The following is a 23,086-nucleotide window of genomic DNA, read 5'->3' as shown; positions in this document are numbered from 1 at the left end:
AACGAAGGATGTTGACCATGAATCTCCGCAAAGCAAGTGCTGCCGCCGCCGCCGTACTGGCCCTTTCCCTCACCGCGACCGCGTGTGGTTCCGACGACAGCGACTCGTCCGACGAGGGTGACGGTGGTGGCAAGAAGATCACCATCGGTATCAAGTTCGACCAGCCCGGTATCGGGCTGAAGACCCCGGACGGTTCCTTCACCGGCTTCGACGTCGACGTCGCGACGTACGTCGCCAAGGAGCTCGGCTACGAGGCGAAGGACATCGAGTGGAAGGAGACCCCGAGTGCGGACCGTGAGACCGCACTCGAGCGCGGCGACGTGAAGTTCATCGCGGCCTCCTACTCGATCAACGACGAGCGCAAGCAGAAGGTCGACTTCGCCGGCCCGTATCTGCTCGCCCACCAGGACCTGTTGATCCGCGCCGACGACAACATCAGCAAGGGCGCGGACCTCAACGGCAAGAAGCTCTGCTCCGTGACGGGCTCCACGTCCGCGCAGAACGTGAAGGACGACTTCGCGCCGAAGGCCCAGCTGAAGCAGAACGCCACGTACTCGGAGTGCATCGAGGCGCTCGCCAGCGGCGCCGTCGACGCGCTGACCACGGACGACTCGATCCTCGCCGGTTACGCCTCGCAGGACCAGAACAAGGGCAAGTTCAAGCTCGCCGGTCTCAGCCTGAGCAACGAGAACTACGGCATCGGTGTCAAGAAGGGCGACACCAAGCTCACCGACGACATCAACGCCGCCCTCGAGAAGATGGTCGCGGACAAGGCCTGGGACAAGGCCGTGACGGACAACTTCGGTCCGGCCGAGTACAAGAACGAGCCCGCCCCGAAGATCGGCAACATCGTCAGCTGAATCGACGGGCCGTGAATTCATCGGCTCATTCGGCGCAGATGTGGCGCGCCGCCCCGTGAGGGTGGCGCGCCACGCCATCAACAAACGCGAGAGCGCGGGAGATCGTGTTCGACTTTCTTGAAGGTTACGACCTGCTAGGGGCGTTCTGGGTAACGGTGCAGCTCGCCGTCTTCTCCGGTATCGGCTCCCTCGTCCTGGGCACCATACTCGCCGCGATGCGGGTGAGCCCGGTTCCGCTGATGCGCGGCTTCGGCACGGTGTACGTCAACGTGGTCCGGAACATTCCCCTCACCGTCATCATCGTCTTCTCCTCCCTCGGTCTCGCCGACATCTTCGGCATCACTCTGGGCGCGGCCGACGACTTCGACGCCCTGAGTTTCCGGCTGGCCATTCTCGGACTGACCGCCTACACGGCGGCGTTCGTCTGCGAGGCCATCCGGTCCGGTATCAACACGGTGCCCGTCGGGCAGGCGGAGGCGGCGCGGGCCATCGGGCTGAACTTCACCCAGGTCCTGTCCCTCATAATCCTTCCCCAGGCGTTCCGCTCCGTCATCGGGCCTCTCACCAACGTGCTGATCGCCCTGACGAAGAACACGACGGTGGCCGCGGCCATCGGCGTGGCCGAAGCGGCCCTCCTGATGAAGGAGATGATCGAGAACGAGTCGCAACTCATCCTCATCTCGGCGATCTTCGCCTTCGGGTTCGTGGTCCTGACACTGCCGACCGGTCTCATCCTCGGCTGGGTCGCCAAGCGAGTGGCGGTGAAGCGATGACTTCCGTTCTGTACGACGCGCCGGGTCCCGGCGCCAAGCGGCGCAACATCATCTACTCGGTGCTGTTCGTGGTCGTCCTGGCCCTGGGCCTGTGGTGGGTCTACTCCGCCATGGAGGACAAGGGTCAGCTGGAGTGGGTGAAGTGGAGCCCCTTCACCGAGTCCCAGGCGTGGACGACGTATCTGCTGCCCGGCCTCGCCAACACCGTCAAGGCCGCGGCACTCGCGCTGGTCATCGCACTGCCGCTGGGAGCCCTCTTCGGCATCGCGCGGCTCTCCGACCACCGGTGGGTCAGAGTTCCGGCCGGCGTGGTCGTCGAGTTCTTCCGCGCGATCCCCGTGCTGATCCTGATGGTGTTCGCGAACCAGTACTACTCCGAGTACACCGACATCAGTTCCGACATGCGCCCGCTGTACGCGGTCGTCACCGGCCTCGTGCTGTACAACGCGTCCGTTCTGGCCGAGGTCGTCCGCGCGGGCATCCTGTCGCTGCCCAAGGGGCAGACGGAGGCCGCCAAGGCGATCGGCCTGCGCAAGGGCCAGACGATGCGCAGCATCCTGCTGCCGCAGTCGGTGACCGCGATGCTGCCCGCGCTGGTCAGCCAGCTCGTCGTGATCGTGAAGGACACCGCACTCGGCGGCGCGCTGCTCAGCTTCACCGAGTTGCTCAGCGCGCGTAAGACGCTCGCCGCGAACTACGGGAACGTCATCCCGAGCTTCATCGTCGTCGCGGTGATCTTCATCCTGCTGAATCTCCTGCTCACGACGTTCGCGTCCTGGCTGGAGAAGCGGCTGCGCCGGGCCAAGCGGAGCACCGGGGCCGTCCTGACCGGCGCGACCATGGATGATCTGGGTGCCACGGGTACGCCGGCGGGGCTGGACCCGGTGAACAAGACGGACCAAGCCACCGGCGGAAGCGGCGGCGGCTAGTCCCGACGGTCCCGGAAACGGGGCCGATGGACCCGGCGGAGGCAGCGGCGCGCGGCGTCGCTGCCTCCGTCACTTGACGCAAGCACCCGCAGTAGGTTGCATACGTTCTGTGATCGCTCCCCGGGTTCCAACCGCCAATCGCCACATGACCGTACGGGCCGGAGGGGTCGCGCCGTGGACCCGGTGATCGTCGTCGGCGCGGGCCCCGTGGGGCTCGCGCTCTCGCTGTGCCTCGCCACCCAGGGCGTTCCCACCATCGTGCTGGACGAGGGAGCCGGCGACGACGACCCGCGCCCGGCCCGTACGGCGGTGCTGCGGCCCGACACCGCCGCTCTGATGGCGCGGCTGGGCTGCTCCACACTCCGTGACGAAGGGGCCCTGTGGGTCGGTTGGCGACAACTGCGGCGCAAGCAGCAGATGCGGCAGCTGCCGCTCGGTGATGCCGACGAGGTCGGTGGCACGAGCGGGGCCGGTGGTACGGATGCCGGTGCGGGCGGCGCGGCCGGTGACGGAGAACGTGGCGACGCGGTGTTCCCCTCGCCCTTACACCTCCCCCAGCACGCCCTGACGCGTGGCCTCAGGGACGCCGCCGCCCGGCACGACCTGGTGCGGATGGTGACGAACAGCCGGCTCGACTCGCTGGAGCAGGACGCGCGGGGCGTCACGGCGCACACCCGCGGCCCCGGGGCGACCTGGTGGCGCGGCAGCCATGTGGTGGGCTGCGACGGTGCCAGGTCCACCGTCCGCAAGCTCCTGGGCGTCCGTTTCCCGGGCCGTACAGCGGTGGAACGGCACGCGGTCGCCGCGCTCCGTGTCGAACTTCCCTGGCCCGGTGAGGCGGTGCTGCACCGTCAGCCGCCGTGGCGGGGAGGCGGCCAGGAGGTGTCCGCCAGGCCGCTCGCCGACGGCGTGTGGCGGCTGGACTGGCTGCTGCCGGCCCGGGGCGACCTGGTCACGCCGGAGGCGCTGGTGGCGCGGGTACGGGACACCCTGGCGGGCTGGTGCGGCGAGACGCCGCGGTACGACCTGCTCGACACCGGCGTGTACACGCTGCACCACCGGCTCGCGCGGCGCTGGCGCGTCGGCCGGGCGTTCCTCGCCGGGGACGCCGCGCACCTGCTGGGCGCGCTGGGCACGCAAGGGCTGGACGAGGGGCTGCGGGACGCCGAGAACCTGGGCTGGAAGCTGGCGCACGCCTGGCACCACGGGGCGTCGGAGACGCTGCTGGACAGCTATCAGGCGGAACGCCGTACGGCCGTCGCCGCACGGCTGCGGGCGGCCGACCAGTCGCTGACAATACTTCGGGGCGGCGGAGGGCTGCGCACGTACCTTCCGGGCACCGCGCGCGGCCATGACACCCTGCTCGCCGACGGGCACCTGGGGAACGGGCCACTGGGCGCGCCCCCCGCGTACCCGCACTCCCCCCTCGCGCCTCCGTACACAGAGGCGCACACGACGGTCGACACCCGGACGGGGGCGCCCGTCGACGACGTGCTCGTGACGGCGCCCGACGGCATGACCGTACGGCTGCGGGACCGGCTCGGCAGGGGCAGGGCGCTGGTGGTGCTGGTCGCGCCGGGGACGGGTGTGTGGGACCGGCGGCACTGGCTGACCGCGGGCGTGATGCCGAGGCTCGCCGAGGCCGTGGCGGCGCTGCCCTCACCGGCCGAGCTGCTGGTCACCGAGAGCTACCCGGGGGCGTCCGCGCACTCGGTGCTGCTCGTACGGCCCGACGGGCACCTGGTCGCGGCCTTCGGCGGCGTACGTCCCGACGAGCTGTACGCGGCGGCCGACGCCGCACGTGGGGGCGCTCCCGAGGCCTCTGCGGCGAAAGATCGCTCCGGCCGACCGGATCGAACCGCGAACATCAATTGACCGTCGTCGTGATCACATGGTGTACTCCGGAGCGTGACTGACACCGATGTACGCCTGTGGCGGAGGGTCCATATGGACCTGGTCCGCTATGCGGGCTGCGTGTGTCGTCCGTCCTGCTGAATTCGCCCCCTTCTCGTAGCGCTCGTCGTGTCGGCACATGACGGCGCGCCCCCGCGAACTTCCAGGACGGTCCTCATGTCTCCTTCTCTCGACACCCCCGCGCCCGCCTCGGCATCAACTGCCCTCGCGGCGCAGGCTGTTGTTCCCCGGGCCGTCGCCGCCGAGGCCGTCGCGCCCGTCGAGGGCACGGCGCCCGCTCCCTCCGCCGTTCCCACGCAGGCCGAGCTGCTCGCCTTCGTCCGTCGTACGGCGGCCGACAGCGAGCTTGTCTCCACCCTGCCCCTCGACCCCGAGGGCCGTACCTGGATCCGTCTCGAAGGCCCGGCCGGCAGCGAGGCGTGGATCATCAGCTGGCCGCCCGGCACGGGGACCGGCTGGCACGACCACGGTGGCTCGTACGGCGCCTTCGCCACGGCGGGCGGCACGCTCCAGGAGGACTCGCTGGCCGCTCGGCTGCCCACCGAGGGCTGGAAGACGCTGGAGCTGGCCGAAGGGGTCGACCGGGAGCGGAAGTTGGCGAAGGGCGACGCCAGGGCGTTCGGCAGCCACCATGTGCACGAGGTGCGCAACGAGTCGGACTCGGAGCACGCCGTATCGGTGCACGCCTACTATCCGCCGCTGCCGCTGATGCGCCGCTACAGCCGTACCGGCGCGGTGCTCCGCCTTGAGCAGGTCGAGCGTCCGCAGGAGTGGCAGTGAGCGGCGGGCCGGCAGAGCGGGCGGGACAGACCCGGCCCACGGGACCCGAGACGCCTGTGGGGATAGATGAACTGCTCGACCGCGTCCGCGAGGGACTCGACCGGATCGAGCCCCGCGAGGCCTTCGCCGCGGCCGAGGACGGTGCGCTGCTGGTCGACATCCGGTACGCGGAACTGCGGGACCGCGACGGACTGATCCCCGGCGCGCTGGTCGTCGAACGCAACGAACTGGAGTGGCGCCTCGACCCGCAGGGCAGCCACCGGGCCGCGGAGGCCACGAGCCACGATCTGCGCGTCGTGGTGATCTGCAACGAGGGGTACGCGTCGAGTCTCGCGGCTGTCTCGCTGCGCCAGTTGGGGCTGCACCGCGCGACGGACCTCGTCGGCGGCTTCCAGGCGTGGAAGGCGGAAGGACTGCCGGTCTCGCACTGAGCCGGTCGGTCACGCGGCCCGAGCCCGGCCGCCCCCGCGCGGGCCGGGTTTCGTTCGTCGTACTCCCGGCTGCCCACTGCTCCCGGCTTCCCGGACTCAGTAGATGCCCTCGTCGAGTCCTTCCGTGTCCTCGCCCTCCGCCTCCAGTGCCTCCTTGACCACCCGCAGGGCCACGCCCGGCGGATATCCCTTGCGTGCCAGCATCCCCGCGAGTCTGCGTACCCGTCTGTCCCGCTCCATGCCACGCGTGGAGCGGAGCTTGCGGGCGACCAACTCCCGTGCGGTCGCCTCCTCCTGTTCGGAGTCGAGCTGCCCAACCGCCTCGTCGATCAGCTCGGAGTCCACACCCTTGGTGCGCAGTTCACGCGCCAGGGCGCGGCGGGCCAGGCCCCGGCCGTGGTGCCGGGACTCCACCCACGCGTCGGCGAACGCCGCGTCGTTGATCAGTCCCACGTCTTCGAAGCGGGAGAGGACTTCCGCCGCGACATCCTCGGGGATGTCGCGCTTCGCCAGCGCGTCCGCCAGTTGCTTCCGGGTGCGGGGGTTCCCGGTGAGCAGGCGCAGACAGATCGCCCGCGCCCGCTCCGCCGGGTCCTGGGGCGGCAGCTCCTTCTCGGCCCTCGACGAGTCGGGGCTGCCGCCCTGCCGCTCAGTTCGCCGCCTCTTCGCGTAAGGCACGGCGCCGAACTAGCTCTTTGCCGCCGCCGCCTTGGCCGACTTGGCCTTGGTGGCAGGAGCGGGCACCGTCTTGGCCGTGTCGTCGGCCGGGGCACCTGTCGCGGCAGCGCCACCGGCCGCGTCCACCGCGGGCCCTGCGGCGGGCTCCTCCGGCTTCACGCCGATACCCAGCTTCACCAGGATCTTCTTCTCGATCTCGTCGGCGAGATCGGGGTTGTCCTTGAGGAAGTTGCGGGCGTTCTCCTTGCCCTGACCGAGCTGGTCGCCCTCGTACGTGTACCAGGCGCCGGCCTTGCGGACGAAGCCCTCCTCCACGCCCATGTCGATCAGACCGCCCTCGCGGCTGATCCCGTGGCCGTAGAGGATGTCGAACTCGGCCTGCTTGAAGGGGGGCGCGACCTTGTTCTTGACGACCTTGACGCGGGTGCGGTTGCCGACGGCGTCGGTGCCGTCCTTCAGCGTCTCGATACGACGGATGTCGAGCCGCACCGAGGCGTAGAACTTGAGCGCCCGGCCACCGGTCGTGGTCTCCGGCGAGCCGAACATCACGCCGATCTTCTCGCGGAGCTGGTTGATGAAGATGGCCGTGGTCTTGGACTGGTTGAGCGCACTGGTGATCTTCCGGAGCGCCTGGCTCATCAGCCGCGCCTGAAGACCCACGTGGGAGTCGCCCATCTCGCCCTCGATCTCCGCGCGCGGCACCAGGGCCGCGACGGAGTCGATGACGATGAGGTCGAGCGCCCCGGAGCGGACCAGCATGTCCACGATCTCCAGGGCCTGCTCGCCGTTGTCCGGCTGGGACAGCAGCAGGCTGTCGATGTCGACGCCGAGCTTCTGCGCGTACTCCGGGTCGAGCGCGTGCTCGGCGTCCACGAAGGCCACCGTGCCGCCCGCCTTCTGGGCGTTCGCCACCGCGTGCAGCGTCAGTGTCGTCTTGCCGGAGGACTCCGGCCCGTACACCTCCACCACACGGCCGCGCGGGAGACCACCGACGCCGAGCGCGACGTCGAGCGCGGTCGATCCGGTGTGGATGACCTCGATGGGCTCGTTCGGCCGCTCGCCGAGGCGCATCACGGCGCCCTTGCCGAATTGCCGTTCAATTTGGGCGAGAGCGGCGTCCAGCGCCTTCTCGCGGTCGGATCCTGCCATGGGTTCCACCCGATTTGCTTGTGTCGATCGCTTCACATCGAAGACGCTATCCCCTGCCACTGACAATGGGCCTCGACGTCCCCCCGGCCTGTGGATAACTCCGGCTCCGGGACCCCGGCCAACCGGCCCGAAGTCCATGAGAATGCTTGTTCGATTTTGGTGTCAAGAGCATCCCGCGGGCGTGTCGCGTGCGTGAGTTGCGCCGGCCGCGCCCGAGGACCACCGGATACACGAACAGCCGGTACTCGTCGACCGGTCCGGCCGCGACGAGCCCCGGGGCAGCGTCACGCCGCCCGTCGTCACGACGTCCCCGCCCGGCCCGGCCTTCAGCTCCCGGACCTGGTCACGGACGTCGCCCCGCAGCACCGTGGTGTGCTGCCGGCCGGGGTCCCCCAGCGTGCGGGAGACCACGTACTCCGACACCGGGTCGAGATACGCGCCGACGCCCGTGGTGTCGTCGGTCCGGGCCGCCGACTCCTCCGCCGGGGCGGACCTCCGCGGCCGGTTGTCGTCGTGCACCACTGACAACTCCCGCGCCCGGCGGAACTCGACGCGACATCGCGGCGCCCGCGGCGGTGCGGCTACTCGCGCGTCCCCGCGTATTCGACCGGCCTCGTGCGCAGCGCCGTCAGCGCGGGTACGACGGCGGCCACCACCGCCAGTGCGGCGCTCGCCGCCACCATCGCCCCCAGGCTCACCCAGGGCACGACGAGGGGCGACCGGACGGAGAGCAGCGCGAGGGCGCCCCGCAGGCCGAGAAGATTCAGGCCCGCGACGGCGGCGCCGAGGAGGGAGCCCACGGCCACGACCACCAGGGCCTCGGCCGCGACCAGGCGGAGCACCTGGGGCTTGGTCGCCCCGGTCAGCCGGAGCACCGCGAGGTCGCCGACCCGGTCGGCCGTCGCCATGACCAGGGTGTTCGCCAGCGCGATCCCGGTGTACAGCAGTGCGATCCCCAGAATCAGCAGCAGCCCCAGCCGGGTGCTCTCACTGGAGCGGGGATGGCTCCGCGCCATCCACCCGTCCTTCGTGAGGACGGTCGTCCCCGTCGCCCGTCCCGCCTCGCGCAGCGCGCCGTCGACAGCGGCGGCGTCCGCGCCGTCACGCAGCTTGACGTCGACGCGGTCGACCGTGGCGCCGGGGGCGTTGCGCGGGGTCACGTACACGCCGTTGCCACCGGTGCCGGTCCGGAGCACCGCCACGATCCGCAGAGTCACCTCGCTGCCGTCGCCCAGCCAGACCCTGACCCGCTGTCCGACCGTCCGGGTCAGCCACTCCTCGTTGACGACGATGCCGCCGTCATCGAGGTCGGCCACCCGGCCGGACGCCACCGGCAGCCGGGACACCGCCGCGAGATCGGCCGGGTCCACGGCTCTGGCCTCGGACGTGACGAGCGCGACACCCTCTTCGAGGACGGTCACGGTGGTGGAGCGGGAGACGCTCACGGCCGTGCCGGGGATGCTCCGCGCCCGTGCCACGAACGGGGCGGGCAGCGCGCCCTCCTCGTCCGGCGCCGCCACGACGTAGTCGGCGGTCGTCTGTGTCGCGGCCTCAAGGGCTTTGGCCTCGTTGATCGTCGCCGTCGTACCCAGGAGGGAGGCGGCGAGCGCGACGGTGATCAGCACGGGAGCGGCGACGGCCGCCGTACGGCGCACCCCGGTCGCCGCGTTCTCCCGCGCCAGCAGGCCGGTGGCGCCCGGCAGCCGGGCGGGGAGCCAGGTGACGAGCCTGACCAGCGGCGGCACCAACACCGGTGCGTACAGGGCGAATCCGACGATCAGCAGCATCGGCCGGGTCGTGTAGGTCTTTCTCTTGAGCGCCTCGCCGGGATCGGTGGCCAGCGACCACACGAGCAGTCCCAGGCCCGCCAGCAGGACGAGGGCTCCGAGCAACCAGCGGCTCGGGGGCATGGCCCGGCTGTCGAGCGCGGCCTCACGCAGCGCCTCTGTGGGCTTGATCCGTCCCGCCCGCCAGGAGGACATCAGGACGCCCGCCATCGCCACGCACAGGCCCGTCCAGAAGGCCGTGTGGAGCGGCCAGGTCTGGTCGCCGATCGCGAACCAGGACGGTGCGATACCGCTGTCGACCATCCACGCGGCCAGCGGCGGCGCGCCGAGGCGGCCGAAAAGGCAGCCGGCGGCCGAGGCCGGTACGGCGACGAGAACCGCCTCGGCGAACACCGTCCGCCGTATCTGTCGCGCGGTGGCGCCCGCTGTACGGAGCAGACCGAACTCGCGCCTGCGCTGGGCCACGGCGAAGGCGAAGGTCGACGCCACCACGAAGACGGAGACGAAGCAGGTGATGCCCGCCGCCGTACCCAGCAGCGCGTTGACCGAGACCAGGGCCTCGCTGCCCCGGTCCGGGTCCGGATCGGCCCTGCGGCGTTCGTCGCCGGTCAGGACATCGATCCCGGATCCGGTGCCGCGTACGGCCTTTCGTACGGCCTTTCGTACGGCGGTCACGTCCGCGTGCACCACCAACGCGTCGATACGGGGCGAGAGTTGGGCGGCTTCCTCGTCGGTGAAGAACACGGCGGTCTCGAAGTCCGTCGCGGCCACGGTGCCGACGACGGTGCGGCTCTCGGCCCCCGCCGGGGTGACGACCCGCACGTGGTCGCCGACCGCCGCGCCACCGGAGCGGTCCCGCGTACGAGGCGCCACCGCGACGACGATCTCGCCGGACGTCGCGGGCGCGCGACCACCTGTGAGCCGGTACGGCGTGGCCGCCGCGACCGACCACGGATGCCCGACCGCCCCGTCGCCCTCATCGTCCGTACGGTCGGCGCCGCTTCCCAAGGAGGCGTCGGCGAACGACACAGGGAACGTCCGGTCCTCCACCGTCCGGCCGAGCCGCGCGAGTTCGGCGGCCAACCCGGCGGGCACCGCCCGTGGATCGGTGAGGCGCTGCGTACGCTCACCGACCGGTGTGACGACCCGCAGGGTGTCCGAGGCCCTGACGACCACCGGAGCCGCGGCGAAACGCTCGGGCCCCCGGTGCGGGGCCTGGAACGTGGCCGCCAGCGCGAGCCCGGTGGCGGCGATGAGCCCCACCCCGAGGGCCAGGGCGACGAACGACCCGACGAAGGTGACCCAGCGGGCCCGCATCCCTGGGAGCATCAGCCTCAGCACGAGGCCACCGCCAGGGCGGTCATCCGCTCGGCGACCCGGTCGGCGGTCGGGGAGTCGAGCGCGTCCCGCACCCTGCCGTCCGCCAGGAACAGCACCCGGTCCGCGTACGACGCCGCCATGGGGTCGTGCGTCACCATGATCACTGTCTGGCCCCCGTCGACCATGCCCCGCAGCAAGGTCAGAACCTCCCGGCCGGTCCGGGAGTCCAGCGCCCCGGTCGGCTCGTCCCCGAAGATCACGTCGGGACGAGTGACCAGCGCCCTGGCGAGCGCCACCCGCTGCTGCTGGCCGCCGGAGAGTTCGCTGGGCCGGTGCCCCGCGCGGTCCCGCAGCCCCACCTGGTCCAGTACGTCGAGAACAGCGCCCCGTTTCGGTCTGCGGCCGGCCAGGCGCAGCGGAAGCGCCACGTTCTGTTCGGCGGTGAGCGAGGGCAGCAGGTTGAACGCCTGGAAGACGAAGCCGATGCGTCGGCGCCGCAGCAGGGTCAGCCTGTTCTCGCTGAGCGAGGTCAGGTCGTCGTCCCCGAGCATCACGGTGCCGCTGGTGGGCCGGTCCAGTCCGGCCGTGCACTGGAGCAGGGTGGACTTGCCTGAGCCGGAGGGCCCCATGACGGCGGTGAAGGTGCCCTTGGGTATGTCGAGAGTGACCCGGTCGAGCGCGGTCACCGCCGCCGCGCCCTTCCCGTAGGAGCGAGTGACCGAACTGAGCCGGACCGCCGTGTCGTCCGTGGTGACGCTGTTCATCGCCGCTTTGTTCATGGTGATCACTCAAGCCGCGCCGCTCGCCGCGCACATCGCAGCTGCGTAGGGGGCGAAAGGTGGAGCCAGCTGGGTGGCCGCCCCGTACGGCGCCCGCCTACCGTGCGTCCATGCACTCCCCCAGCCTCTGGCAGGCCCTCCGGTCGCCCCGGTATCTCCTCGGCACCTGGCCGTGGCGCTCCGCGGCGTACCTGCTGAGCGGCGTCCTGGTCGGTCTCGCCACCCTGGTCTCACTGCTCCTGCTGGCGGTCACGGGAAGCGCGCTGGCGGTGGTCCTCATCGGCGTACCGCTGCTGCTGATGTTGACGCTCGCGGGCATCCCGCTGGCCGCGCTGGAGCGTCGTCGGCTGCGGCTGGTCGACCCCGTCGTACTGGTCGATCCGCACCGCGAGCCGGACGGCACGGGCCTGGCCGCCTGGGTCCGGCTCCGTCTCAAAGAGCCCGCCACGTGGCGGGAGTTGGGCTACGCGCTGCTGTTCGCGTTCGTGCTGTGGCCCCTGGAGGCGCTGGTCCTGGGAACAGCGCTCGTCGTCTGCGGCGGCCTGCTGGCCACGCCCGTCGTCATGGCCACGGTCGGCGGCGGCGAGGAGGCCCGCGTACTGAAGATCTGGCTGGCCGGCTCGTATCCGCAGGCCTTCGCGGCGGCGCTGGTCGGTGCGCTCCTGCTGCCCGTCCTCGCCTATCCACTGGGTTTGGTGGCCGCCGGGCGCGCGGCGCTGACCAGACAGCTGTTGTCCTCCCGTGACGCCGCCGTCGATTCCCGCATCCGGGAGCTGGGCCGGTCCCGGATGCGGCTGGTGGACGCCTTCGAGGCGGAACGCCGCCGGATCGAGCGGGATCTCCACGACGGCGCGCAGCAGCGGCTGGTGGCCCTGTCGATGACGCTCGGCCTGGCGAGGCTGGAGAACCCCGGTGAGCCGCTGGGCGGCCTCCTCACCAAGGCGCACGACGAGGCGGGCACAGCGCTGGTGGAGATCAGGGAACTGATCCGCGGCATCCACCCCCAGGTGCTCACCGACCGGGGGCTGAAGGACGCGGTCGAGGACATCGCCGACCGGTCGACGGTGCCGGTCGACGTACGGTTCGACCTGCCGGGGCGGCTGCCCGAATCGGTCGAGACGGCGGCGTACTTCGCGGCCTCCGAGGCGCTCGCGAACGTCGCCAAGCACAGTGGGGCAGGCCGCGCGGAGGTGTGCGGCAGGATCGCCGACGGCGAGCTGGTCATGGAGGTCAGGGACGACGGGGCGGGCGGCGCGGACTTCTCCGGCGGCACCGGCCTTCAGGGGGTGGCGGACCGTATCTCGGTGCTCGACGGCCGGCTGCTGGTCTCCAGCCCCGTCGGCGGCCCCACCGTGTTCCGCGTACGGATTCCCTGCCCGCCCGGCGACGCCCCCACCGGCACGGCCACGAAGCCCGCGACCACGACCGCGACCACGACCAAGGCGGCCGCCGCCTCCACCCGCACTCCCACCCGAACGAGGACCTGATGTCGCGCATCGTGCTGGCCGAGGACAGCGTGCTCCTGCGGGACGGACTCACCGGCCTGCTCCAACGTTTCGGACACCAGGTTGTCGCCGAGGCCGGGACCGCCGACGAGCTGACCGCGGCGGTGGCCGAGCACCGTCCCGACATCGTGGTGACCGACGTGCGCATGCCGCCGGGGTTCTCCGACGAAGGGTTGCGGGCCGCGCTGGAGATGCGCGAGCGGCAGCCGCGGCTGCCCATCCTCGTGCTGAGCCAGTACGTGCAGCGCGCGTACGCCGAAGAACTGCTCGACTCCTCCGACGGCACCAGCGTCGGCTATCTGCTCAAGGAACGGATCGGGCACGTCGAGGAGTTCGTCGACGCCGTCCGCCGCGTCGCCGAGGGGGCCACGGTGGTGGACCCCGAGGTCGTACGGCAGTTGCTCAGGCACCGGCGCGACCCTCTGTCGAGGCTGACACCGCGCGAACAGGAAGTACTGGCGCTGATGGCGGAGGGCAGGTCCAACGCGGCCGTCGCCGCGGCCTTGCATGTCAGTGAGGGGACGGTGAGCAAGCACTTCGGCAGCATCCTCACCAAACTCGACCTCTCACTGACCGACGCGACGAACCGCCGCGTCCTGGCCGTGCTCGCCTACCTGCGCGGCTGAGGTCCGCCTTCCAAAGAGGCCTTCACGCGAAGGGCTCCTTCGTGGCCGTCAGGCACCGCCCTCCGCGCGGGGCGGCCTCACGCGCGCGGTGCCGCGTCGCAGCGTCCGGCGTATCCGCGCCAGCGTGCGCCCGCTGCCACGGCGCCGGTGCCCGTGCACGCGCGGGTCGTCCGTGACGTCGTAGCGCTTCACGTACGCCCCGAGGAACGCCTGGAGCGTCGCGATCGCGGGGATGGCGATCAGCGCGCCGACGGCCCCGAGCAGCGCCGTACCGGCGACAACCGAGCCGAAGGCCACGGCGGGATGGATGTCGACGGTCCTGGCCGTGAGTTTGGGCTGGAGGACGTAGTTCTCGAACTGCTGGTAGATCACGACGAATCCGAGCACCCACACCGCGTACCAGGGGTCCACCGTGAAGGCGATCAGCATGGGCAGGGCGCCGGCCAGATAGGTGCCGATGGTCGGCAGGAACTGCGAGACGAGACCCACCCACACCGCCAGCACCGGTGCGTACGGGATGCCGAGGATCTCCAGCAGGATGTAGTGCGCGATGCCGGAGATGAGCGCCATCAGTCCGCGCGAGTAGATGTAGCCGCCGGTCTTGTCGACCGCGATCTCCCAGGCACGCAGCACCTCGACCTGCTTGGCCGGGGGCAGGACGGAGCACACGGTGCGCCGCAGCCGCGGCCCGTCGGCGGCGAAGTAGAACGAGAACAGGAAGATCGTCAGGAGCCGGAAGAGGCCGCCGAGCACGGTGGTCGAGATGTCGAGCACGCCGCTCGCGCTGTTCTGGACGTATCTCTGGAGCCAGTCGGAGTGGAGCAGGCTGTCCTGGACGGCCACCCGTGACAGCTCGGTACGGAAGTTCTGGTTGATCCAGTTGATCAGGGAGTCGAGGTACTGGGGGAATTCCTCGACGATCTCGATGATCTGCCCCGCGAGCATCGAACCGAGCAGCACCACGAAACCGACGCTCGCGACCAGCACGGCGAAGAAGACCAGGAAGGTGGCGAGTCCGCGCCGTACGCCGCGCGATGCCATCCGGCTGACGGCCGGCTCCACCGCCAGGGCCAGGAAGAAGGCGATCAGGATGTTGATCAGCAGTCCGATGAGCTGGTGGAACGCCCAACTGCCCAGCTGGAAACAGGCGACGAGCGTCAGCGCGAGCACCATGGCGCGTGGCAGCCAGCGGGGCATGCGGGCGGACTCACCGCCGTTCCCCGCCGCGGCAGGCGGCGGCGGTGGGGTGGACGGCTGAGGTTCCTGGGCTGTTTCGTCGGTCAGTGCCACGGAGCCAGTCTCGCGTACGCGGACGTCACCGTTGGTCGGCGGGCACACCCATCGCGGTGCAGACCGCCCTCCAGACGTCCTTCGCCTCCCAGCCGGCGGCGAGGGCCTCGTGCACCGTACGGCCGCCCAGCTCCGTCATCACATGGTCGCGCGCGAAGGAGTCCGCGTACGCGGGGCCGAAGTGGTCCGCCATCCGTTCCCAGAAAATCGTCAACCGCATGCCACCAGTATCCCGCCCGCCGCTGGTTCACCGACGAGGACGGCCCTCTCCGCTCCCTCTCGCGGGCGCGGCTCAAGGACGGCGGCTGGCCGCCCAGCCACGCGCCGGGTGTCAGCCGCCCAGGGCGCGTACTCCGGCGGTCACCGCGACGGCCGCCGCGATGACGACCAGGAACGGGGCGCGCAGCAGCAGGGCGAGCCCCGCCGCGGCGACCCCGGCCACCCTGGCGTCGACGACCAGGGCGCCGGCGCCGTCGCCGAAGACCTGCTGCGCCGTGAGAGCCGCCAGGAGCGCGACGGGCAGCAGTGCGGACAGCCGCTGGACGAGGGGGCGTTCCAGCGCGCCTGCCGGTACGAGCAGCCCGAGCAGCTTGACGAGGTAGCAGCCGACCGCGGTCAGTCCGATGGCGATCCAGATACTCAACGGTCCGTTCCCTTCCGGTCGGTGGTGGTCCCACGGCCGGTCCTGCGGCCGGTGCCGCGGCCCTCGAACCAGAGCACGGCGGGGGCGGCGAGCGCGGCGACCAGCACCGGCACGCCGGCGGGCAGCACCGGCAGGAAGCCGAGCCCGAGGACGACGGCGACGGCGGCGACCGCGCGCTCCGTCGTCGTCCGCAGCATGGGGGCGAGCAGGGCCAGGAAGACGGCGGGCCCCGCTGCGTCGAGGCCCCACGCGTCGGTGTCGCCGATTGCCTCGGCCCCGAGCGCGCCGAGCAACGTGGTGAGGTTCCACAGCACGTAGAGGCTCAGCCCGGTGACGGTGAAGCCGATGCGCACGGCGCGCCGCGTGGGCTGCGCGAGCGCGACGGCCGTCGTCTCGTCGATGACCCACTGGGCGGCGAACGGGCGGACGAAGGGTGGTAGCGCCAGCAGTTGGGACAGGCGCAGGCCGTAGAAGGTGTTCCGTACGCCGAGGAAGAAGGCACCGGCCGCGGCGGTCAGGGGGTTGCCGCCCGCCGCCAGCGCGCCGACGAGGGCGAACTGGGAGGCTCCGGTGAAGACCAGGAGGCTGAGCGCGCAGCTCTGTAGGAGGGTGAGGCCCGCCCCGGCGGACGTCACGCCGAAGGCGAAGCCGGAGAGGCCGACGGCGACGCCGACGCCGAGCGCGTCGCGGACGACGGCCGAATCCGGCTTGGGTTCACCGCCGGGTCCGGCCCCCGGCTCCGTGTGGGCAGTTACGCCCGGTGCGGCCGTCCCCGCCTCGTTCTTGGTCTCCGGGGCCGACCGGGCGGGTATCCCCGCCGCGTCGGGCCTGTCTGCGGATGCTGTCTGTTCTGGCACGTCAGGGACGTTACGGGGCGGGCTCGGGCCCTGTCTTGTACGTTCTTGCGCCCCGTCCGGCGGCCCTCGTCACGTCCGCCCGCGCGGTCGGGTGGTACCCGGCGTCCGCTCCTTGCGGTACGCGCCGGGCGGCACCCCCACGATCCGGGTGAAGTGCCGGTTGAGGTGGGGCTGGTCGGTGAAACCGACGAGAGCGGCCGTCTCGGCGGGGGCCGTCCCGGCGTCCAGCAGATGGCGGGCCCGGCGCACCCGCGCGTCGGTGAGCCAGGTGTGCGGCGGCATGCCGTAGGTGTCCCGGAAGGCCCGCAGCAGGGCGAACGGGCCGGTGCCCAGTTCGGCGGCGAGCACCTCCAGCGACGGCGGATCGGCCATCCGCCGCTCCAGCACGGCACGCGCGCGTGCCGCCGTCCTGGCGCCGGCGCCCCGCACCGTACGTTGTGGCAGCGTGCCCCCGTTCAGCCGTAGGAGGCGGGTGACCGCGACCCGCAGCAGTGTGTCGGCAGCGAGGGCGTTCCCCTCGTCGGCGGCGCGCAGGACCTGGTGAACGAGGCGGACGGTGTACGGGTCGTCGACGACGGGGGCGACGAAGCCGGGGGCGCCGCTGATCCGTGTCGTCTCGGCGGCGATCTCCGCGACGAGGTCCGGCGACGGGTAGACGGCCCCGTACTGCCAGCCCTCGGGCCCCTGCGCGTGGCCGGTGTGCGGGGTGTCGGGGTTGACCAGCGCGAGCGAGCCGGGGCCCGCGTACTGGTCGCTGCCCCCGTGGTGGAAGACGTCGACGCCGTCGGTGATCGCGGCGATGACGAACGTCTCGTGGGTGTGCCTGACGAACTTCTTCCTGATGTATTTCGCCCGCAGGAGGTCGACGCCGGGCAGCTCCGGGTAGCGCCAGTGTCGTGCCTGCTCCCGAGCCGCCATGGCTCCAGTCTGCACCGGCCGAGCCGCGTCCCACCTCCCGGTTTCTCCCCGCGCCCCGCCCCGTACCCCACCCGTACTCCCTCGCTCACCTCAGCCCGAACCCGAGCCGCGCCCGAGCCGCGACCGGGCCGGCACCCGGGCCCAAACCTCGACCGACGCCCCGGCCAACGCCCCCTCCGGCGCCCCGACCCGCTCACCCGACCCGCTCACCCGCCACATCGGGCTCCGCCGTTCCCGCAGGTCCGGGCGATTGTCAGTGGTCGGGTGCACGATGGGGAGATGTCCGGCACCGCACTCGACTCGTTCTCCCCCGCGACCCGCAGCTGGTTCTCCGGGGCCTTCTCCGCGCCCACCGCCGCGCAGGAGGGTGCCTGGCGTGCCATCGCCGAGGGTTCGGACGTGCTGGTCGTGGCCCCGACCGGCTCCGGCAAGACCCTGGCCGCCTTCCTCGCCGCCCTCGACCGGCTGGCCTCGGTGCCCCCGCCCGCCGAGGCGCGGAAGCGCTGCCGCGTGCTGTACGTGTCCCCGCTCAAGGCCCTCGCGGTGGATGTGGAGCGCAATCTGCGCAGCCCGCTCACGGGCATCCGGCAGGAATCCGTCCGCCTGGGCCAGCCCGAGCCGGAGATCCGGGTCGGCATCCGTTCCGGCGACACCCCGGCCGCCGAGCGCCGCTCGATGTCCACCAAGCCGCCGGACATCCTGATCACCACCCCCGAGTCCCTCTTCCTGATGCTCACCTCGTCGGCGCGCGACGCGCTGGCGGGTGTCGAGACGGTCATCCTGGACGAGGTCCACGCCGTCGCGGGGACGAAGCGCGGCGCCCACCTCGCGGTCTCCCTGGAGCGGCTCGACGAGCTGTTGCCACGCCCGGCCCGCCGTATCGGCCTGTCGGCCACGGTGCGTCCGGTGGACGAGGTCGCCCGCTATCTGTCCCCCCAGCGCCGGGTCGAGATCGTGCAGCCTCCTTCCGGGAAGGAGTTCGATCTGTCGGTGGTCGTCCCCGTCGAGGATCTGGGCGAGCTGGGAGGCTCCCCGGCGGCCGACAGCGGGAGCGGCGGCACCGGCGACGGCGACAAGCCGTCGATCTGGCCGCACGTCGAGGAGCGGATCGCCGATCTCGTCCAGGCGCACCGTTCGACGATCGTCTTCGCCAACTCCCGCCGCCTCGCCGAGCGCCTGTGCAACAGGCTCAACGAGATCGCGTACGAACGGGCCACGGGCGAGGCCATGCCCGAGGCGCACTCACCCGCCGAGATCATGGCCGAGTCGGGCGCCGCCAAGGGCGCCCCGCCCCTCCTCGCCCGCGCCCACCACGGCTCGGTCTCCAAGGAGCAGCGCGCCCGCGTCGAGGAGGACCTCAAGGCGGGCCGCCTGCCCGCCGTCGTGGCCACGTCCAGCCTGGAGCTGGGGATCGACATGGGCGCGGTGGACCTGGTCATCCAGGTCGAGTCACCGCCGTCCGTGGCATCCGGCCTCCAGCGCGTGGGCCGGGCCGGCCACCAGGTGGGCGCGGTCTCCACGGGCGTCGTCTTCCCCAAGTACCGCGGCGATCTGGTGCAGGCCGCCGTCGTCACCGAGCGGATGCGCACCGGCTCCATCGAGGCGCTGCGGATCCCCACCAACCCGCTGGACGTTCTGGCCCAGCAGCTCGTCGCGACCGTCGCGCTCGACACCTGGCAGGCCGACGACCTCCTCGCTCTCGCCCGCCGCGCGGCGCCGTTCGCCTCCCTCCCCGAGTCTGCGTTCACCGCCGTCCTCGACATGCTCGCCGGTCGCTATCCGTCGGACGCGTTCGCCGAGCTGCGCCCCCGTGTGGTGTGGGACCGCGTGACGGGCACGGTCACGGGCCGCCCCGGTGCGCAGCGGCTCGCCGTCACCTCGGGCGGCACGATCCCCGACCGCGGCCTCTTCGGCGTGTTCCTCGCCGGGGCCTCCGGTGCCGGTTCCGGCGACGGCAAGGGCCGCAAGGGCGGCGGCCGGGTGGGTGAGCTGGACGAGGAGATGGTGTACGAGTCGCGGGTCGGCGATGTCTTCACGCTCGGCACGACCTCGTGGCGTATCGAGGACATCACCCGCGACCAAGTGCTGGTCTCCCCGGCCCCCGGGGTGCCGGGCCGGCTGCCTTTCTGGAAGGGCGACCAGTTGGGCCGGCCGCTCGAACTGGGCCGCGCGGTGGGGGCGTTCCTGCGCGAGGTGGGCGCGCTGTCCCCGGAGGACGGCCGCCTTCGGCTGGTGGCCGCCGGCCTCGACGCCTGGGCGGCCAACAACGTCCTGGCGTATCTGGACGAGCAGCGCCGCGCCTGCGGTCATGTCCCCGACGACCGGACGATCCTCGTGGAGCGGTTCCGGGACGATCTCGGCGACTGGCGGGTCGTCATCCACTCCCCGTTCGGTGCCCAGGTGCACGCGCCGTGGGCGCTGGCGCTCGGCGCCCGGCTCGCCGAGCGGTACGGCATGGACGCCCAGGTCATGCACGCCGACGACGGCATCGTGCTACGGCTGCCCGACGCCGATCTGATGAGTCTGGACCTCCTCGACCAGGACCCGATGTCGCCCGACGCGGCGTACGACAACGAGCAGGCGCCGGTCGGCGCCGGTGATGTCGCCTTCGAGCGGGGCGAGATCGGGCAGATCGTCACCGATCAGGTGGGCGGCTCCGCGCTGTTCGCCGCCCGTTTCCGTGAGTGCGCGGCGCGCGCCCTGCTGCTGCCGCGCCGCAGCCCCGGCAAGCGCACACCGCTCTGGCAGCAGCGCCAGCGGGCGTCCCAACTGCTCCAGGTGGCGAGCGAGTTCGGTTCGTTCCCCATCGTCCTGGAAGCCGTCCGGGAATGTCTCCAGGACGTCTTCGACGTGCCCGGTCTCACCGAGCTGATGGGCGACATCGAATCCCGCCGGGTCCGGCTGGTCGAGGTCACGACCACCGAGCCGTCCCCGTTCGCCCGTTCGCTCCTCTTCGGATACGTCGCGCAGTTTCTGTACGAAGGCGACTCCCCCCTCGCGGAGCGCCGCGCCGCCGCCCTGTCCCTCGACTCGCGGCTGCTGGCCGAACTCCTCGGCCAGGCGGAGTTGCGCGAGCTGCTGGACGCCGACGTCCTGGCGGAGCTGGAGCGCGAGCTGCAGTGGCTCACCGACGACCGCCGTATCAAGGACGTGGAGGGCGTCGCCGACCTGTTGCGGGTCCTCGGGCCGCTCACCGAGGCCGAGTTGGTGAAGCGCGGGTCCGAGCCGCGGTGGCCGGCGGATCTCGCCGCGTCCCGCCGCGCCATCCGGGTCCGGATCGGGGGCGCCGAGCACTGGGCGGCCATCGAGGACGCGGGCCGGCTGCGTGACGCGCTCGGCACGGCCCTGCCCGTCGGGGTCCCCGAGGCGTTCACCGAGCCGGTCAAGGACCCCCTGGGCGACCTCCTGGCCCGTTACGCCCGCACGCACGGCCCGTTCACCTCCTCCGCGGCCGCCGACCGGTTCGGGCTCGGCCCCGCCGTCACCGAAGGCGCCCTGCAACGCCTCGCCGCCGGCGGCCGTGTCGTGCAGGGTGAGTTCCATCCGTCCGGAATCGGCCAGGAGTGGTGCGACGCCACGGTCCTGCGCCGACTGCGCCGCAGGTCGCTCGCCGCGCTGCGCCACGAGCTGGAGCCGGTGCCGCCCGCCGCGCTCGCCACGTTCCTGCCGCAGTGGCAGCATCTGGGCAGTCACAGTCTGCGCGGCATCGACGGACTGGCCCGTGCCATCGAGCAGTTGCAGGGCGCGCCCATCCCGGCGTCCGCGCTGGAGAAGCTGGTGCTCCCGTCCCGGGTCACGGGGTACGCCCCGACGCTCCTGGACGAGCTGACCACCACGGGCGAGGTCGTCTGGGCCGGAGCCGGCGCCCTGCCCGGCAAGGACGGCTGGATCTCCCTCTATCTCGCGGACTCCGCACCGCTGTTGCTCCCCCCGCCGCACCCCCTTGAGCTGACGGCGCTGCACGAATCGGTCCTCACCACCCTGTCCGGCGGTTACGGGCTGTTCTTCCGTCAGATCACCGATCAGGTAAGGGCCACCACGCACCCCGATGTCACCGATCCCCAACTGGCCGACGCCGTCTGGGACCTGGCCTGGTCGGGGCGGCTGACCAACGACACCCTGGCGCCGCTGCGCTCCCTCCTCGGCTCCGGTCGTACGGCGGGCTCGACGGCCCACCGCGCCAAACGGACCGTCCCACGCGGCCGTTACGGCACCCTCACCGCCGCGGCCCGGCCCGCCTCCCGTACGGGGCCGCCGACCGTGAGCGGACGCTGGTCGCTGCTCCCGGCCGCCGATCCGGACACCACGCGCCGTGCCCACGCCCTGGCCCGCACACTCCTCGACCGGCACGGCGTGGTGACTCGCGGCGCCGTCGCCTCCGAAGGCATCGAGGGCGGGTTCTCGGCCGTGTACCGGGTGCTGTCCGTCTTCGAGGACAGCGGTCAGGCACGCCGCGGCTATGTCGTCGAGGGCCTCGGCGCGGCCCAGTTCGCCATGGACGGCGCGGTGGACCGTCTGCGCGCGGCCTCCACAGCGAGGGATCGCGCCGCCTCCGACCCCTCGCCGCGCGCCGTGGTCCTGGCCGCCGCCGACCCCGCCAACGCGTACGGGGCGGCGCTGCCCTGGCCGGATCCGCCGGCGGGCGCCGGCCACAAGCCGGGCCGCAAGGCGGGCTCCCTGGTCGTCCTCGTCGACGGCGCCCTGACGCTGTACATGGAGCGCGGCGGCAAGACCCTCCTCGCCTGGCCGGGTGACCCGGCCGCCGGGCCCGACCCGGCGCATCCGGACGCCGCCGACGACGTGGCGCTGCGTTCGGCGGCCGAGGCGCTGGCGGCCGCCGCCCGCGCCGGCGCGCTCGGTACGGTCACGGTGGAGCGGGCCAACGGGGAGCAGGCGCTGACCTCGCCCGTGGGCCGCGTCCTGGAGTCGGCGGGCTTCCACGCCACCCCGAGAGGGCTGCGCCTGCGGGCCTGACGCCGTTCCGGAGCCCTGCCGCCCCGTCGGGGGGCCGTCGCCGTACATCTCCGCACGCCACACCCCGTACGCCGCCCGTCACGGGGACCATCTCGCGCATGATGGAAGCATGCCCGAAGGTGACACCGTCCTGCAGACCGCCAAGCGCCTGCACACCGCCCTCGCCGGGCGGCTCCTGACCCGGTCCGACCTCCGCGTCCCCCGGTTCGCGACCTCCGACCTCACCGGCCGGACGGTCCTCGACGTCACCCCGCGCGGCAAGCATCTCCTCACCCGCGTCGAAGGCGGCCTCACCCTCCACTCGCATCTGCGGATGGACGGAGCCTGGCGGGTGTACGGCCCCGAGGAGCGCTGGCGCGGCGGCCCCGGTCACCAGATCCGGGCGATCCTCGGCAACGCGGAACGCACCGCCGTCGGCTACCGGCTCCCCGTACTCGAACTCCTCCGCACGGCGGACGAGGAGAGCGTGGTGGGCCACCTGGGCCCGGACATTCTCGGGCCGGACTGGGATCCGGACACCGCCCTGCGCAATCTGCTCGCCGACCCGGCCCGCACCGTCGGGGAAGCGCTGCTGGACCAGCGCAATCTCGCGGGCATCGGCAACGTCTTCCGGTGCGAGACCTGTTTCCTCACCCGCACCACCCCCTGGCTGCCCATCGGTGACCTGCCGGCCCCCGAACGGCTGGTGACGGCCGCCAAGAAGCTTCTGGAGGCCAACCGGGAGCGGTCACGCCGACATCTGTACGTATACGGCCGCGGCGGCCTCCCCTGCCGCCGCTGCGGCACCCCCGTCAGCAGGACGACCGAGGCCGACCGCCCCGTCTACTGGTGCCCCCGCTGCCAGTTGGGCCCCGTCCCCTGAGAACCGTCCGG

The 23,086-nt window shown here is 72.1% G+C and carries 21 protein-coding genes; 11 read left to right on the top strand and 10 right to left on the bottom strand.

Annotation, left to right across the window (positions count from 1 at the left end):
• Positions 1 to 17: 17 nt before the first annotated feature.
• The 7 genes from P3L51_RS14610 to P3L51_RS14580 all read left to right on the top strand — a co-directional run bounded on the left by P3L51_RS14610 (position 18) and on the right by P3L51_RS14580 (position 5,687).
• Entirely contained in the window at positions 18 to 860 is an 843-nt protein-coding gene (locus P3L51_RS14610; RefSeq protein WP_354605625.1) for a glutamate ABC transporter substrate-binding protein, read from the top strand.
• A 104-nt stretch (positions 861 to 964) separates the two neighbouring features.
• Entirely contained in the window at positions 965 to 1,633 is a 669-nt protein-coding gene (locus P3L51_RS14605; protein WP_354605624.1) for an amino acid ABC transporter permease, read from the top strand.
• Positions 1,630 to 2,562 carry an amino acid ABC transporter permease gene (locus P3L51_RS14600; protein WP_354605623.1) on the top strand — a complete coding sequence of 311 codons (933 nt, stop codon included), beginning with the start codon at positions 1,630 to 1,632 and terminating at the stop codon, positions 2,560 to 2,562. The genes P3L51_RS14605 and P3L51_RS14600 overlap by 4 nt, the downstream gene beginning before the upstream one ends.
• A 174-nt stretch (positions 2,563 to 2,736) precedes the next feature.
• A complete protein-coding gene (locus tag P3L51_RS14595; protein WP_354605622.1) occupies positions 2,737 to 4,437 on the top strand; it encodes an FAD-dependent monooxygenase in 1,701 nt (566 codons plus the stop codon).
• Between the two features lie 33 nt (positions 4,438 to 4,470).
• Positions 4,471 to 4,557 (top strand): putative leader peptide, encoded by an 87-nt coding sequence (locus P3L51_RS14590; protein WP_311605579.1) that lies wholly within the window; start codon positions 4,471 to 4,473, stop codon positions 4,555 to 4,557.
• Between the two features lie 75 nt (positions 4,558 to 4,632).
• Entirely contained in the window at positions 4,633 to 5,256 is a 624-nt protein-coding gene (locus P3L51_RS14585) for a cupin domain-containing protein (protein ID WP_354605621.1), read from the top strand.
• Positions 5,253 to 5,687: a rhodanese-like domain-containing protein gene (locus tag P3L51_RS14580; protein WP_354605620.1), complete on the top strand. Its 435-nt coding sequence runs from the start codon at positions 5,253 to 5,255 to the stop codon at positions 5,685 to 5,687. The genes P3L51_RS14585 and P3L51_RS14580 overlap by 4 nt, the downstream gene beginning before the upstream one ends.
• Positions 5,688 to 5,783: 96 nt before the next feature.
• Here the strand turns inward: P3L51_RS14580 and recX are convergent, their stop codons facing one another.
• The 5 genes from recX to P3L51_RS14555 all read right to left on the bottom strand — a co-directional run bounded on the left by recX (position 5,784) and on the right by P3L51_RS14555 (position 11,400).
• Complete coding sequence (gene recX / locus P3L51_RS14575) at positions 5,784 to 6,365, bottom strand: recombination regulator RecX (RefSeq protein WP_354605619.1); 582 nt, start codon at positions 6,363 to 6,365, stop codon at positions 5,784 to 5,786.
• A 9-nt stretch (positions 6,366 to 6,374) separates the two neighbouring features.
• Positions 6,375 to 7,514, bottom strand: a complete 1,140-nt coding sequence (gene recA / locus P3L51_RS14570) for a recombinase RecA (protein WP_354605618.1) — start codon at positions 7,512 to 7,514, stop codon at positions 6,375 to 6,377.
• A gap of 162 nt (positions 7,515 to 7,676) precedes the next feature.
• The gene (locus P3L51_RS14565; RefSeq protein WP_354605617.1) at positions 7,677 to 8,036 is read right to left on the bottom strand and encodes a dihydrofolate reductase family protein; all 360 of its coding nucleotides are present in this window, start codon (positions 8,034 to 8,036) and stop codon (positions 7,677 to 7,679) included.
• A 59-nt stretch (positions 8,037 to 8,095) separates the two neighbouring features.
• Positions 8,096 to 10,642: an ABC transporter permease gene (locus P3L51_RS14560; RefSeq protein WP_354605616.1), complete on the bottom strand. Its 2,547-nt coding sequence runs from the start codon at positions 10,640 to 10,642 to the stop codon at positions 8,096 to 8,098.
• Complete coding sequence (locus P3L51_RS14555; RefSeq protein ID WP_354605615.1) at positions 10,636 to 11,400, bottom strand: ABC transporter ATP-binding protein; 765 nt, start codon at positions 11,398 to 11,400, stop codon at positions 10,636 to 10,638. Before P3L51_RS14555 ends, P3L51_RS14560 begins: the two co-directional genes overlap by 7 nt.
• 110 nt (positions 11,401 to 11,510) lie before the next feature.
• Between P3L51_RS14555 and P3L51_RS14550 the strand changes: the two genes are divergently transcribed.
• Both P3L51_RS14550 and P3L51_RS14545 read left to right on the top strand, forming a co-directional pair.
• Positions 11,511 to 12,887, top strand: coding sequence for a sensor histidine kinase (locus P3L51_RS14550; RefSeq protein WP_354605614.1), 1,377 nt, complete (start codon positions 11,511 to 11,513; stop codon positions 12,885 to 12,887).
• Positions 12,887 to 13,531, top strand: coding sequence for a response regulator transcription factor (locus P3L51_RS14545; protein ID WP_354605613.1), 645 nt, complete (start codon positions 12,887 to 12,889; stop codon positions 13,529 to 13,531). Before P3L51_RS14550 ends, P3L51_RS14545 begins: the two co-directional genes overlap by 1 nt.
• 48 nt (positions 13,532 to 13,579) lie before the next feature.
• Here P3L51_RS14545 and P3L51_RS14540 read toward each other — a convergent pair whose 3' ends face one another.
• From P3L51_RS14540 to P3L51_RS14520, 5 genes are all read right to left on the bottom strand, one after another.
• Positions 13,580 to 14,821 carry an AI-2E family transporter gene (locus P3L51_RS14540; RefSeq protein ID WP_435594447.1) on the bottom strand — a complete coding sequence of 414 codons (1,242 nt, stop codon included), beginning with the start codon at positions 14,819 to 14,821 and terminating at the stop codon, positions 13,580 to 13,582.
• 25 nt (positions 14,822 to 14,846) lie between these two features.
• On the bottom strand, positions 14,847 to 15,041 hold the full coding sequence (locus P3L51_RS14535; protein ID WP_354605612.1) for a DUF3046 domain-containing protein: 195 nt from the start codon (positions 15,039 to 15,041) through the stop codon (positions 14,847 to 14,849).
• A gap of 111 nt (positions 15,042 to 15,152) precedes the next feature.
• Positions 15,153 to 15,464 (bottom strand): AzlD domain-containing protein, encoded by a 312-nt coding sequence (locus P3L51_RS14530; protein WP_354605611.1) that lies wholly within the window; start codon positions 15,462 to 15,464, stop codon positions 15,153 to 15,155.
• The gene (locus P3L51_RS14525) at positions 15,461 to 16,321 is read right to left on the bottom strand and encodes an AzlC family ABC transporter permease (protein ID WP_354605610.1); all 861 of its coding nucleotides are present in this window, start codon (positions 16,319 to 16,321) and stop codon (positions 15,461 to 15,463) included. Before P3L51_RS14525 ends, P3L51_RS14530 begins: the two co-directional genes overlap by 4 nt.
• Positions 16,322 to 16,390: 69 nt before the next feature.
• Positions 16,391 to 17,239 carry an AraC family transcriptional regulator gene (locus P3L51_RS14520; protein WP_354605609.1) on the bottom strand — a complete coding sequence of 283 codons (849 nt, stop codon included), beginning with the start codon at positions 17,237 to 17,239 and terminating at the stop codon, positions 16,391 to 16,393.
• A gap of 279 nt (positions 17,240 to 17,518) precedes the next feature.
• On the opposite strand from P3L51_RS14520, the gene P3L51_RS14515 reads away from it, so the two are divergent.
• A complete protein-coding gene (locus tag P3L51_RS14515) occupies positions 17,519 to 22,213 on the top strand; it encodes an ATP-dependent helicase (protein WP_354605608.1) in 4,695 nt (1,564 codons plus the stop codon).
• Positions 22,214 to 22,322: 109 nt separating this feature from the next.
• Positions 22,323 to 23,075: a DNA-formamidopyrimidine glycosylase family protein gene (locus P3L51_RS14510; RefSeq protein WP_354605607.1), complete on the top strand. Its 753-nt coding sequence runs from the start codon at positions 22,323 to 22,325 to the stop codon at positions 23,073 to 23,075.
• The last annotated feature ends 11 nt before the right edge of the window (positions 23,076 to 23,086 follow it).

The sequence above is a fragment of the Streptomyces panacea genome (assembly GCF_040560175.1).
In the GTDB taxonomy this organism is placed as follows: Bacteria; Actinomycetota; Actinomycetes; order Streptomycetales; family Streptomycetaceae; genus Streptomyces; species Streptomyces panacea.
Note: the sequence above shows the minus strand (reverse complement) of the source record. Positions and strands in the feature narration are given on the sequence as shown.